Origin of the sequence: Planococcus plakortidis (assembly GCF_001687605.2) — a bacterium.
GTDB classification, from domain to species: domain Bacteria; phylum Bacillota; class Bacilli; order Bacillales_A; family Planococcaceae; genus Planococcus; species Planococcus plakortidis.
Window position 1 is genome coordinate 1346407 of sequence record NZ_CP016539.2, and the last position, 13530, is coordinate 1359936.

At 50.3% G+C, this 13530-nt stretch carries 11 protein-coding genes; all 11 read left to right on the forward strand.

Going from position 1 to position 13530, the window contains the following annotated elements; genetic code table 11:
• Nucleotides 1-44 precede the first annotated feature (44 nt).
• On the forward strand, nt 45-1016 hold the full coding sequence (gene hflK / locus BBI15_RS06860; protein ID WP_068868880.1) for an FtsH protease activity modulator HflK: 972 nt from the start codon (nt 45-47) through the stop codon (nt 1014-1016).
• Complete coding sequence (gene hflC, locus BBI15_RS06865) at nt 1016-1996, forward strand: protease modulator HflC (protein WP_068868881.1); 981 nt, start codon at nt 1016-1018, stop codon at nt 1994-1996. Before hflK ends, hflC begins: the two co-directional genes overlap by 1 nt.
• Before the next feature lie 66 nt (nt 1997-2062).
• Nucleotides 2063-4699 (forward strand): DNA polymerase I, encoded by a 2637-nt coding sequence (gene polA, locus BBI15_RS06870; protein WP_208599450.1) that lies wholly within the window; start codon nt 2063-2065, stop codon nt 4697-4699.
• A gap of 13 nt (nt 4700-4712) precedes the next feature.
• A complete protein-coding gene (mutM, locus tag BBI15_RS06875) occupies nt 4713-5582 on the forward strand; it encodes a bifunctional DNA-formamidopyrimidine glycosylase/DNA-(apurinic or apyrimidinic site) lyase (RefSeq protein ID WP_068868883.1) in 870 nt (289 codons plus the stop codon).
• Nucleotides 5583-5591: 9 nt separating this feature from the next.
• On the forward strand, nt 5592-6188 hold the full coding sequence (coaE, locus tag BBI15_RS06880) for a dephospho-CoA kinase (RefSeq protein ID WP_068868884.1): 597 nt from the start codon (nt 5592-5594) through the stop codon (nt 6186-6188).
• A 110-nt stretch (nt 6189-6298) separates the two neighbouring features.
• Nucleotides 6299-7318, forward strand: coding sequence for a glyceraldehyde-3-phosphate dehydrogenase (locus BBI15_RS06885; RefSeq protein WP_068868885.1), 1020 nt, complete (start codon nt 6299-6301; stop codon nt 7316-7318).
• A gap of 313 nt (nt 7319-7631) precedes the next feature.
• Nucleotides 7632-8015, forward strand: coding sequence for an adenosylmethionine decarboxylase (speD, locus tag BBI15_RS06890; RefSeq protein WP_068868886.1), 384 nt, complete (start codon nt 7632-7634; stop codon nt 8013-8015).
• A gap of 121 nt (nt 8016-8136) precedes the next feature.
• Nucleotides 8137-8613 (forward strand): transcriptional regulator NrdR, encoded by a 477-nt coding sequence (nrdR, locus tag BBI15_RS06895; protein WP_068868887.1) that lies wholly within the window; start codon nt 8137-8139, stop codon nt 8611-8613.
• Nucleotides 8614-8625: 12 nt separating this feature from the next.
• Complete coding sequence (locus BBI15_RS06900; protein WP_068868888.1) at nt 8626-9996, forward strand: replication initiation and membrane attachment family protein; 1371 nt, start codon at nt 8626-8628, stop codon at nt 9994-9996.
• Nucleotides 9997-10938 (forward strand): primosomal protein DnaI, encoded by a 942-nt coding sequence (gene dnaI, locus BBI15_RS06905; protein WP_068868889.1) that lies wholly within the window; start codon nt 9997-9999, stop codon nt 10936-10938.
• 627 nt (nt 10939-11565) lie between these two features.
• Complete coding sequence (thrS, locus tag BBI15_RS06910; protein ID WP_068868890.1) at nt 11566-13494, forward strand: threonine--tRNA ligase; 1929 nt, start codon at nt 11566-11568, stop codon at nt 13492-13494.
• Nucleotides 13495-13530 lie beyond the last annotated feature (36 nt).

The window sequence follows — 13530 nt, forward strand, 5'->3', positions numbered from 1 at the left end:
ATCATTCCGTATACATAGATATAAAGATAAAAGGGGGAAACACCATGACGACAAAACGAGTGCTGTCGATTATCGGCTTATCGATTGCGGGCATACTTTTATTGGTCGCTGTCTTCACTTCCTGGTATACCGTCGATGAATCGGAGCAGGCAGTCATCATCACATTCGGTGAAGCGGGGGAACCGGTGACGGAATCGGGGCTTCATTTCAAGATGCCTTGGCCGATCCAAAAAGCGGAAGTGATGTCAAAAGAAACGTATAGCCTTCAATTTGGCTATGACCAAAATGCGGACGGGGAAGTTACATCCTACGATAAGGAAACCAAAATGATCACGGGAGACGAGAACATTGTCCTGACGGATCTTGTGGTCCAGTGGAAAATCACCGACCCGAAAAAATTCCTGTTCAATGCCGAAGACCCCCGTGAAATGCTTCACGATGCCACATCCGCCTCCATCCGGTCGATCATTGGCAGTTCCTTGATCGATGATGCCCTAACTTCAGGGAAAGCGGAAATCGAAGCGGAAACACGTGACTTGCTGTCATCGCTTATCGAGGAATACGATATCGGCATTTCGGTGTTGGCTGTGAAGTTGCAGGATGTAGAGCTGCCGAACGAAGAAGTCCGCGCGGCGTTCACGAACGTGACGGACGCACGTGAGACGATGAACACCAAAATCAACGAAGCGAATAAATACGAAAACCAGAAGCGCAACGAAGCGTTGGGTGAAAAATCCGCCATCAATTCCCGGGCGGAAGCGCAAAAAGTCGAGCGCGTCGAACAGGCTCGAGGAGACGTTGCCGTATTCGATAAACTCTACGCCGAATATGAAAGCAACCCGGAAGTAACAAGACAGCGTTTGATCATGGAAACCCTGGAATCGGTATTGCCGGACGCCAAGCTGTATATCATGAATGACGACGAAGGAACGATGAAATATCTGCCGCTCGGCGAAATGCAGACCGCGATACCGCCGGCAACAGAAGAACAAACTGAAGAAGGGGGCGGCAACTGATGGATCCGAAACAGCCATTCGGCAATTCCAATACAACGGATATCTTCGGCAATAAGAACCGGGCGAAAAAACCGAGAGAGCAGAGGGAACCGATCAATTACAGGAAATACTGGAAACCGATCCTTATCTCGACCATCTTATTTTTCGCTTTGTTGATCGTCCTGACCAATACCTATGTCGTGAAAGAAAATGAATACCGGGTCGTCCGGCAATTCGGCGAAGTTGTCAAAGTCCAGGAAGAACCGGGCATCAAGATGAAAATCCCGTTCATCCAAAGCGTCACGACCATTCCGAAATATCAGATGACCTATGACGTAACGGAAGCGGAGATCAATACGAAAGACAAAAAGCGCATTTTGATCGATAATTACGCTGTCTGGCGAGTAACCGACCCGCTGAGCATGATCTCGAACGCCGGTACAATCATCAATGCCGAATCGCGCATGGAAGAGTTCATCTATTCCGTGGTGCGGACCGAGCTCGGGCAGCTGAATTATGACGAAATCATCAATGATGAGAATTCATCTCGGGGCAGCCTGAACGACACAGTGACGGAAAGGGTCAATGAATTGCTCGAAACCGACCATTACGGCATCAAAGTCGTCGACGTCCGCATGAAGCGGACCGATTTGCCGGCAGAAAACGAACAAGCCGTCTTTACGCGCATGATCTCAGAGCGGGATTCAACGGCACAGGATTATTTGTCGCAAGGGGACGCGCGCAAGCGTGAAATCGAAGCGCAAGCCGACCGCGAGGCACAGGAAGTGATCGCGACCGCCAAAAAAGAAGCGGCCTTGATCCAAGCGGATGGGGAATCGGAAGCAGCCCAAATCTATAACGAATCGTTCTCGAAAGACCCTGAGTTTTATGAGCTGTACCGTTCACTCGAATCATATTCGAAAACGGTCGGTGAAGATACGGTGATCATCATGCCGTCGGATTCTCCTTATGCAAGGCTGCTATCCGGAAATCTTGAATAGCTGACGAGCCGTCATTTCTCTTCTATTTGCCTGCGTGGTAAAATAAAGGGAATGACGGCTTTTTTTATGGAAAGGGGTAATTTTGTGTCAAAGAAAATTCTATTGCTCGATGGCAACAGCCTGGCATACCGTGCATTTTTCGCGCTGCCATTATTGACGAATGACAACGGGGTGCACACGAATGCAGTATACGGTTTTACAACGATGCTGCAAAAGCTATTGGAGGAAGAAAAGCCGACCCATATGATGGTGGCATTCGATGCCGGAAAGACGACATTCCGCAACGAAGCTTTTAAAGAATACAAAGGTGGCCGGCAAAAGACCCCACCGGAGCTGTCTGAGCAATTCCCGTATTTGCGCAAATTGCTTTCAGCTTACCAAATCAAACAATACGAACTCGATAATTATGAGGCGGATGATATCATCGGCACGCTGAGCCTTCAAGCCGAACAGGCAGGCGACCAAGTCGTTGTCGTTTCCGGCGACAAGGATTTAACGCAACTCGCCTCGGATTCAACGGTCGTCTACATCACGCGAAAAGGCATCACCGATATCGAGAAATATACGGTGGACCATATCCAAGAGAAATACGGCCTGACGCCGCTGCAGATCATCGACATGAAAGGCTTGATGGGCGATTCATCCGATAACATTCCGGGCGTTCCGGGCGTCGGGGAAAAAACGGCGTTGAAACTGCTCGCCAAATACGGGTCCGTGGAAGGCGTCTACGGGGCGATCGAAGAGCAGAAGGGCAAAATGAAGGAAAAGCTCGTGGAAAACGAGGAGCTCGCCTATTTGTCTAAGAAGCTCGCGACGATCGAGCGCCAAGCGCCGGTGGAAGTGTCGATCGATGAACTCGATTATGCAGGGCCGGACCAGGATGAACTGGTGCGCATCTGGAACGAGCTTGCTTTTAAATCATTGCTGGAGAAGCTGGATTACACGACAGAAAAAACCGAGAAGGAAGACTTGAAATTCGATGTGCTCGATACAGTCGATGCGGGCCTGCTTGAAGACGGCATGGCGGTCCATCTCGAACTGTACGATGAGCATTACCATAGCTGTGATTTGCTCGGCGTTTCATTGGCATCCGAAAAAGCGACATATGTCATCCCGATGGAAGTCGCGGAACAATCAGAAGCGCTGAAAGCCTGGCTCGAGGATCCGTCGGCGAAGAAATACATGTCCGATTCAAAAGCGGCGACAGCGGCGTTCCTCAGAAACGGCATCAAGATCGATGGGGTCGACTTCGATTTGATGCTTGGCGCCTATATCGTCAATCCTTCGCTGAAGTATACGGATTTGGCTGATATTGTCCGTGAATATGGTTATTCGGATGTGTCGACCAATGAACAGGTTTACGGCAAAGGAGCGAAGAAAAAAATCCCTGAAGCGGCTGATTTGAATGAGCACATGGCGAGAAAAGCGAGAGCGATCTACAACGTGCGCCCCGTCGTCGTCAAAAAGCTGGAAGAAAATGAGCAATTCGATTTATACGATAAATTGGAACTGCCGCTCGCCAAAGTGCTCGGCGAAATGGAATCGCTCGGCGTGAAGGTGGACCGTGGGCAATTGGCGGATATGGGCGTGGAATTAAAGCGCCAGCTCGGCATGATCGAACAGGAAATCTATTCGCTGGCCGGCCAGGAGTTCAACATCAATTCGCCGAAACAGCTCGGAGTCATCCTTTTCGAGCAGCTTGGCTTGCCGGTAATCAAAAAAACGAAGACCGGTTACTCGACTGCAGCGGATGTATTGGAGAAACTTGAAGGCAAACATGAAATCATCCACCATATCCTCATGTACCGCCAGCTGGGCAAATTGCTGTCGACATATATCGAAGGCTTATTGAAAGAGATCCATGAGGACGGCAAGATCCATACCCGTTTCCAGCAGGCGTTGACGACGACCGGCAGGCTCAGTTCGACCAACCCGAACTTGCAGAACATTCCGGTGCGCCTGGAAGAGGGGCGCAAGATCCGCAAAGCATTCGTCCCATCAGAATCCGGATGGGTGATGGTCGCAGCAGACTATTCCCAGATCGAATTGCGCGTACTCGCCCATATGTCGAAAGACAAGAGCTTGATCGAAGCTTTTAAGGCAGACCTTGACATCCATACGAAAACGGCGAGCGATGTCTTCAATGTCACGCTGGAAGAAGTGACATCGGATATGCGCCGCGCCGCCAAAGCGGTAAACTTCGGCATCGTTTATGGCATCAGCGATTATGGCTTGTCCCAAAGCCTGAATATCACCCGGAAAGAAGCGGCTGATTTCATCGAGAAATATTTAGCCAGCTTCCCGGGCGTCCAGGGCTATATGAGTTCAATCGTCGAACAGGCAAAAAAAGACGGCTATGTCACAACCCTGATGAACCGTCGCCGCTATTTGCCGGACATCAATAGCTCGAACTTCAATTTGCGCAGCTTTGCCGAACGTACCGCGATGAATACGCCGATACAGGGCAGTGCAGCCGATATCATCAAACAGGCGATGATCGAAATGGATGCGGCGCTTGAGCGTGAAGGCTTAAAATCGAGAATGCTCCTGCAGGTCCACGATGAGCTCATTTTCGAAGCGCCGCCCGAAGAAATCGATCGATTAATGAAGCTGGTACCCGAAATCATGGAATCTGCAGTGGAACTGAATGTCCCGTTAAAAGTGGATATCGCGACCGGGGACACCTGGTACGATACCAAATAAGGAGGAATATGCGATGCCGGAACTTCCGGAAGTAGAAGGGGTGGTCCGGCAAATCCGCCCCGTATCGATCGGCAAGCGGATCGTTTCGGTCGATGTGTCCGATACGATCCGAAAATCAAAGCAAGCAGGCAAGGATGCGATCTTGAAGCGCATCGAAGCGGATGATTTCCAAGAACGGCTGGCCGGAGCCCAAATACTCGCCGTCGAACGGCGCAGCAAATATATCTATATGACCATGAAAAACGAGCAGGAATTCCTGCTCGTCAACCATTTGGGGATGTCGGGGGCCTGGTTTTTCGTCGATAGCCTGCTGGCGATCCCGGAAGATAAGTTCAGGCGCCACGTCCATGTGGTGCTGACGCTTGATGATGGCAACCTGCTGGCCTTCTCGGACATCCGGCGTTTTGGGGAGATGCGGGTGCTGGAGACCGAAGCCGATTTCCCGCCGCTCCTATTGATGGCGCCGGAGCCGTTTGCAGACGGGGCGCTGGAGTGGTTTTTACAGCAAGCGGAAAGCCCGAAATTCCGCAACAAGCCGATCAAGGAAGTCATCATGGACGGCACGGTCATCTCGGGATGCGGCAATATATACGCCACCGAAGCCTTGTTCCGCATGAAGATCCATCCGAAGCGTGCCGCAAGCCGCATCAGCCGCAAGCGGAAAATTGAATTGTTCCAGGCGATAGCCGCCATTTTGCTTGAGAGCATTGAAGCGGGTGGCAGCACGATTTCCGATTACCGCAACATCAACGGGGAGTCGGGCAGCATGCAGAACCGTTTCGGCATGTACGGCAAGAAGACGTGCACAATTTGCGGCACAGAGACCAAAACAGTGAAAATTGCGAGCCGGGCGTCTGTCTATTGCCCGTCTTGCCAGAAATGAGGAAACTACATGATCATTGGACTCACGGGTAGCATCGCGAGCGGCAAAAGCACTGTCTCGCAGATGCTCAAGGAATTGGGATATCCGGTCGTTGACGCCGACCTGGTCGCCAGGCAAGTCGTCGAACCCGGAACGGAAACCTTGCAGAGCATCGAGCAAGCATTCGGCCCGGAAGTGATACGTGCGGATGGCTCGATGGACCGCGAGAAAGTCGGGGCGATCATCTTCAATGATCCTGCGAGCCGAAAAAAACTGAATGATATCATCCACCCGGCAATACGCCGGGAGATGCTTAGGCAGCGCCAAGCATTTTTGGCTGAAGGATATGAAACCGTTATCATGGACATCCCGCTCCTATTTGAAAGCAAGCTCCAGCATATGGTCGATAAGATCCTGGTCGTCAGCGTATCGGAACAAGAACAATTGAAACGCCTCATGGAGCGTAACGGCTTGACTGAACAGGAGGCAAAGGCGCGGATCGCCTCGCAATTGCCGATGGTCGTCAAAGAAGAAGGGGCGGATGAAGTGCTCGACAACAACGGTTCCGTGGATGATACAAAACGCCAATTGAAGCGCATATTGGACAATTGGCTGACACATCCGTAAAAAAGTATGCGCTTTCTTCTGTTTTCAGGTTCTCTAAAGAGAATAATGTGTTATACTATATATCGAATTGAAAAATATGAGTATGACTTATTTAATTGGAGGACAAATACATGACAGTTTCGATTGCAATTAACGGGTTTGGCCGCATCGGCCGTATGGTTTTCAGACAAGCGGTATTGATGGATGACGTGACAATTTCGGCGGTAAATGCCAGTTATCCGGCTGAAACGCTTGCTCATTTGATTAAGTATGACACAAACCACGGTACTTTTGCCGGAGAAGTGAAAGCTGAAGAAAATGCGTTGGTTGTAAACGGAAAGCGTATTCAATTGGTGAGCGAGCGCGATCCATTGAAACTCCCATGGGGCGAAATGGGCGTCGACATCGTCATCGAAGCCACAGGCAAGTTCAATTCGCGCGATAAAGCGGCGCTTCATCTGGAAGCCGGCGCGAAAAAAGTCATCCTGACTGCTCCTGGTAAAAATGAGGACATCACGATCGTCATGGGCGTCAACGATGATAAATTGGATGTCGAGAAACACGATATCATCTCGAATGCCAGCTGCACGACCAATTGCCTGGCTCCTGTCGCGAAAGTCTTGAACGATGCATTCGGCATCGAAAATGGCTTGATGACGACTGTCCATGCCTATACCAACGACCAGAAGAACCTGGATAACCCGCATAAGGACCTTCGCCGCGCCCGCGCTTGTGCACAGTCGATCATCCCGACTTCCACAGGGGCTGCAAAAGCATTGTCGCTGGTTCTTCCTGAGCTGGAAGGGAAATTGCATGGCCTGGCACTGCGTGTACCGACGCCGAATGTGTCACTTGTCGACCTGGTCGTCGATGTCCAGCAGGATGTCACGGTAGAACAGGTCAACCGCGCATTCACGGAAGCATCGGAAGGCGCGCTTGCGGGCATCCTCGATTTGACCATGGAACCGCTCGTGTCGATCGATTTCAATACGAACCCAAGCTCTGCAATCGTTGATGGATTGACCACCATTGTCATGGGCGACCGCAAAGTGAAAGTGCTCGCTTGGTATGATAACGAATGGGGCTACTCGGCCCGCGTTGTCGACTTGATGAAAAAAGTAGCCAATTCCATGGCTGTCGCTTCAAAATAATGCTGAAAGATTCCGCATTCCTCCTTATTGGAAGAGCGGAATCTTTTTTGTTTTTATATTGAAAAAATTTTTCTTCGGGAGCATTTATTTATTGCATTTCGAAAACATTCATCATATACTATGAATCGTAGCCGGAAACGGATGCCACTTCTCAATTTCTATTTATCATGTAGAGCAAGGAATTAGGAGCGTATATACTTATTCTTATGGCTGCTTAAAGGGTTAGGACCTCTCTGGACTAACTTTCCCCCGTGGTAGTCAACTTTGAATATTTTGCGCAAAACCAAAATGTTATCAAAGGGGGAAACGAACCATGGAAACTATGGGACGTCACGTAATCGCAGAACTTTGGCAGTGTGATTTTGACAAATTAAACGATATGGATTATATCGAAAAGACTTTTGTTGATGCAGCACTCAAATCAGGTGCGGAAATCCGCGAAGTCGCTTTTCATAAATTTGCACCACAGGGTGTCAGCGGCGTAGTCATCATTTCGGAATCACACCTGACCATCCACAGCTTCCCGGAACACGGCTATGCAAGTGTCGATGTGTATACTTGCGGAGATCTTGATCCGACAATTGCAGCTGATTACATCGCACAAGCTTTGGATTCAAAGCAGAGCGAAGTAACGGAAGTGCCACGCGGCATGGGGCCAGTCGGCGCTGGAGCGACCAAAGTGTCACTGACAGTGTAACCGGCCGTTAATAATGCAAAACACAAGCAGAGGAGAAAATCCTCTGCTTTTTCTAATGTTTGGGGAATTTTTTTGTTATACTGTTACTACTAGATAGAGAATTTTCGGGGAGATGTCTACCATGAAATGTCCAGCTTGCCAGCATAACGGCACCCGCGTAGTAGATTCGCGGCCAATAGACGAAATGAAATCAATCCGCAGGCGCCGTGAATGCGAAGCTTGCGGCTACCGCTTCACTACGTTCGAGAAGGTGGAGGAAATGCCGCTGATCGTCGTGAAGAAAGACGGCTCCCGTGAGGAATTCAGCCGCGAGAAAGTGTTGCGCGGCTTGATCAGGGCATGTGAAAAACGGCCGGTCTCGCTCGATAGGCTTGAAGAGGTCGTATTCGATATTGAAAAAGAACTTCGCCGCAGCGGCAATCCTGAAGTGAAATCAGAAGAGGTCGGAGAACTGGTCATGAACCGCTTGGCGGATATCGATGAAGTCGCCTATGTCCGCTTCGCTTCCGTCTATCGCCAGTTCAAAGACATTACGGTCTTTATCGATGAACTGAAAGAACTGCTCGACCGCAATCCCGGCGACAAAGACAGTAAATAAGGCGGTGAGCACATGATGTTATACAATGAACTCCAGCCCGCCGATTCGTACCGGATCCGCATGCCATACCCGTTCTCCAATTATGACCGTCAATTGCTGACGCTGCTCTATCAGCCGATGGTCGGTCCGGATGCCGTCTCCCTCTATTTGACGCTATGGGCAGACGGGGAGATGGGCTCTGGGGATTCGACGCATTACGCATTGATGAACACGCTCGGAAAACCGGTCAAGGCGATTTTTGAATCCCGTATCCAGCTCGAAGCGATCGGGTTATTGAAAACTTTCCGCAAGGACGGGGAAGGCCGTTCTTTCATATATGAACTGTGCCCGCCGCTCGACCCGAAAACTTTTTTTGCCGATCCGCTTTTGTCGATGTTCTTGTTCAGCAAGGTCGGGGAATCTTCGTATCGCCGGGTCCGTGACCGGTTCCTCATACAGACGCCGCTCGCCGAAGGATATGAAGAAGTCTCCAGGACCTTCACCGATATTTTCCAGCCAGTGCACGCCAAGTCTGGCTACCCTGCAGATCAACAAGATTTTGAAGCGCGGACGGACGGGAAATACGAGATGGAGCAGGATTTCGATTTTGCGCTGTTGCGACAAGGTCTCTCCGAGCAGCTTGTGCCGAAGCGTGTATTGACGCCGGCCATCCGTAACTTTATCGTAAAGCTTTCGTTTCTCTACGGGTTTGGCCCGCTTGAGATGCAAAAAGTCATCTTGCTGGCGATTGAAGATGATTACCGGATAGATGAGGAAGGGCTGCGCAAGGCTGCTTCCGATTATTATAAGATGACCGTCACCACCACTGCGCCAAAGCTGGAGCCAGTCAAGGAGGCAGAGCCGACAGCGAAGGAACCAAAAACGACACAGTCGTCGTCAAACAAAGAAGACGAGTTGATCGCTTATTTGGAATCGGCATCGCCGATCCAAGTATTGCGGGATATCGCAGACGGAAAAGAACCGCTGCCAGCGGATGTGCAATTGGCGAACCAATTGGTAACGCAGCATGGCATGGAGCCGGCTGTCGTCAATGTGCTGCTTCAATACGTCCTGTTGCGTACGGATATGAAATTGACGAAAGCATATGTAGAAAAGATTGCATCGCATTGGTTGAGAAAAAATGTCACGACAGCCAAGCAGGCGATGGAATTTGCACGTATCGAACACGAGCAATACATGAAATGGAAAAACGAATCAAGTACCGCACCGAAACGTGCGCCATCTTCCGGCCGCAAGCCGATCCGCGAAGAAAAATTACCGGAATGGTTCAATAAAAAAGATGAAGTGGAAACACCTGTGCAAGGGGCTTCGAGCGAACAGCTCGAACAAGAAAAGCAGAAGATGCTTGCGAAGCTTGCGTTGAAGAGAAGGAAGGGTGATTAAATGGAACCGATTCGTGAAACGATGAAGCGAGTTGTCAATGCGCCCTCATTTTCCGAGCGCTATGATGCAATGAAGAAAGAAGTGCTGGAACATCCCGGCGTCCTCAAGTTCCTGAAAGAACATGAAGAGGAAATTGACGGGCCGACAGTGGAAAAAGGCATGGGCAAGCTATATGAGTATATTGACCAGTCGCATGACTGCAATAAATGCCCAAATCTCGGTGGCTGCATCAATCATTTAAAAGGATTCGAACCGAATCTGGTGCTAGAGCGGGGCAATATCGGCATCTCCTACACGAAATGCCGTTTGAAAGCAGTGGAAGACAATAAGCGCCACGCGTCATCGTTGATCCACAGCATGTACATGCCAAAAGAAGTCATGCAGGCGAGATTCGAAAGTTTTGAATTGGATGACCGGAGGCTCCCTGCCTTCCGGGCAGTCGATGAATTCTTGGAACAAGCGAACGGCCCGGATTCCCTTCCGGAAAAAGGATTGTATCTGTACGGGAAATTCGGTACCGGCAAATCATATTTGCTCGGCGCAGTGGCGAATGAACTGGCGGAAGTCAATGTCAAATCGGTTCTAGTGTTCGTTCCGGAATTCATGCGCGAAATGAAGCAGGCGATCGGCGACCATACGCTCCAGGAGAAAATCGAATACGTCAAAAAGGCCGACGTCCTCATGCTCGATGACATCGGGGCTGAAGCGATGTCGAGCTGGACGCGCGATGAAGTGCTTGGCACAATCCTTCATTACCGGATGGCGGAAAAATTGCCGACATTCATGAGTTCGAACTTCAGTTATTCAGAACTTGCGCACCATCTGACGTATTCACAGCGCGGCGAAAAAGAAGACTTGAAAGCAGCGCGCATCATGGAACGGATCCAGGCGCTGACAGTCCCGGTCAAACTTGAAGGCGAAAACCGCCGCAACAAGCAATAGAAACTATTGCCTTTTGATTTTTTTCATCGTATAGTAAGAATCATCAATATTGATTTACATGCAATGACAAGGACATGATCGATTGCGCATGGCACACAGAGAGGGAAGACATGGCTGAAAGCTTCCCGGCACAGCGTTTTCGGTTACCCCCTTCGAGCAGCGCCTGCGAACTCCAGTAGCAGGCGACGGTACCGGCCCGTTAGCCGATGCAGAGCTTCATTCCGCGCGCAAGAACGGTGCGGAAGAGAAGAAGGGTGGAACCACGAACAGAGCTTCGTCCCTTTTGGGATGGAGCTTTTTGTGTGGAAAAAAAGAAAAGCGGAAGCTGCCGTTATGCTCCGACAGGCGTAAGCCGGGTTCCCGAAGCGGCGCTTTTTGCTGCATAGGGAAACTGGCTTACGACCCGAGGAGCAGGCAGCTGAAGCTAGACACCAAGAAAAGCGGAAGCTGCCGTTATGCTCTGACAGGCGTAAGGCAGGGTTCCGAAGCGGCGCTGTTTGCCGCACAAGGAGGCTGGCTTACGACCCGAGGAGCAGGCAGCTGTAGCTGGACACCAAGAAAGCCGGAAACGCTGAACCAGACCCTGTGGTTCGCGATTCACCCAAATCACTTAAAGGAGAGATTCATATGACAGACATGATTCAACTAACATTTCCGGATGGCGCAGTAAAAGAGTTCGAAAAAGGAACATCCACTGAAGAGATCGCTCAATCGATCAGCCCCGGCCTTCGCAAAAAAGCGGTAGCGGGCAAACTGTCAGGCAAGTTGGTCGACTTGAAAGCCCCACTCGAAGAGGACGGCGATATCGCGATCATCACTCCGGAATCCGAAGAAGCCTTGGAAGTGCTGCGCCACAGTTCAGCGCATTTGATGGCCCAAGCAGTCAAACGCCTGTATCCCGACGCCAAGCTTGGCGTTGGGCCAGTCATCGAAAATGGTTTCTATTACGATATCGATACTGAATCGGCGATCACAAGTGAAGATCTGCCGGTCATCGAGAAAGAAATGAAGAAAATCATCAATGAGAACTTGGACATCGTCCGTGTGGAAGTCTCGAGAAACGAAGCGCAACAACGTTTTGAAGCAATCAGCGATCCTTACAAACTGGAGTTGCTTGAAGCAATTCCTGAAGATGAGCAAGTATCGATCTACGAACAAGGTGAATTTTTCGACCTGTGCCGCGGCATCCACGTGCCATCGACTGGTAAATTGAAGGAATTCAAATTGTTGAGTGTCGCAGGTGCCTACTGGCGCGGTGATAGCGACAACAAGATGCTCCAGCGCATCTACGGCACAGCGTTCTTCAAAAAAGAAGAACTGAAAGCTCATCTTGAAATGCTGGAAGAAGCGAAAGAACGTGACCACCGCAAAATCGGCAAGGAGCTCAATTTATTCATGAACTCCCAAAAAGTCGGGCAAGGCTTGCCGATGTGGCTGCCGAAAGGCGCGACCATCCGCCGCATCATCGAGCGCTATATCGTCGACAAAGAAGAGCGCATGGGCTATGACCACGTCTACACGCCGGTCATGGGCAGTGTTGAACTGTACAAGACTAGCGGCCACTGGGATCACTACCAGGAAAACATGTTCCCCGTCATGAGCATGGACAATGAAGACCTTGTGCTGCGCCCGATGAACTGCCCGCATCACATGATGATTTATAAACAGGGCATCCATTCTTATCGCCAATTGCCGATCCGCATCGCAGAACTGGGGCTCATGCACCGCTACGAGATGTCAGGTGCCTTGTCCGGCCTGCAGCGCGTACGCGGCATGACATTGAACGATGCGCATCTATTCGTGCGTCCGGACCAGATCAAAGAAGAGTTCAAGCGCGTCGTCAATCTCGTGATCGAAGTGTACAAAGACTTCGATCTGAAAGATTATTCATTCCGGGTATCCTACCGCGACCCGGAAGACAAAGAAAAATACTATGACGATGACGCCATGTGGAACCGAGCGCAATCGATGCTGAAAGAAGCGATGGATGAACTTGGCCTCGATTATTTCGAAGCAGAAGGTGAAGCGGCATTCTACGGTCCGAAACTCGACGTTCAAGTGAAAACAGCACTTGGCAAAGAGGAAACGTTATCGACTGTCCAGCTCGACTTCCTATTGCCGGAGAAATTCGATTTGACGTATATCGGCGAAGACGGCAAACAGCATCGCCCGGTCGTTATCCACCGCGGGGTCGTGTCCACGATGGAACGTTTCGTCGCTTTCCTGATCGAAGAATACAAAGGCGCTTTCCCGACTTGGCTCGCACCAGTGCAGGTGGAAATCATCCCGGTATCGCTTGATGTACACAGCGAATATGCAAAAGAGCTTCAAGAGAAAATGCAGCAGCATAAATTGCGCGTCGACATCGATGAGCGTGATGAAAAGCTGGGCTATAAAATCCGCGAAGCCCAAATGCAGAAAGTTCCTTATATGCTCGTTATCGGGGATAAGGAACTGGAAAGCGGCTCGGTCAACGTCCGCAAATACGGAGAGCAGAAGTCGGAGAGCATGCCATTTGAAGACTTCCTCAAACTCGTCCAGTCCGAACTTCGTTAAAGTGCTTGACAGTGAAAACACTGCGTGCTATTCTTA

Bases quoted from the DNA above. Each gene is read 5' to 3' on its own strand.
- hflK (WP_068868880.1), top strand. From the start codon at position 45: ATGACGACAAAACGAGTGCTGTCGATTATCGGCTTATCGATTGCGGGC.
- hflC (WP_068868881.1), top strand. From the start codon at position 1,016: ATGGATCCGAAACAGCCATTCGGCAATTCCAATACAACGGATATCTTC.
- polA (WP_208599450.1), top strand. From the start codon at position 2,063: ATGGAAAGGGGTAATTTTGTGTCAAAGAAAATTCTATTGCTCGATGGC.
- mutM (WP_068868883.1), top strand. From the start codon at position 4,713: ATGCCGGAACTTCCGGAAGTAGAAGGGGTGGTCCGGCAAATCCGCCCC.
- coaE (WP_068868884.1), top strand. From the start codon at position 5,592: ATGATCATTGGACTCACGGGTAGCATCGCGAGCGGCAAAAGCACTGTC.
- BBI15_RS06885 (WP_068868885.1), top strand. From the start codon at position 6,299: ATGACAGTTTCGATTGCAATTAACGGGTTTGGCCGCATCGGCCGTATG.
- speD (WP_068868886.1), top strand. From the start codon at position 7,632: ATGGAAACTATGGGACGTCACGTAATCGCAGAACTTTGGCAGTGTGAT.
- nrdR (WP_068868887.1), top strand. From the start codon at position 8,137: ATGAAATGTCCAGCTTGCCAGCATAACGGCACCCGCGTAGTAGATTCG.
- BBI15_RS06900 (WP_068868888.1), top strand. From the start codon at position 8,626: ATGATGTTATACAATGAACTCCAGCCCGCCGATTCGTACCGGATCCGC.
- dnaI (WP_068868889.1), top strand. From the start codon at position 9,997: ATGGAACCGATTCGTGAAACGATGAAGCGAGTTGTCAATGCGCCCTCA.
- thrS (WP_068868890.1), top strand. From the start codon at position 11,566: ATGACAGACATGATTCAACTAACATTTCCGGATGGCGCAGTAAAAGAG.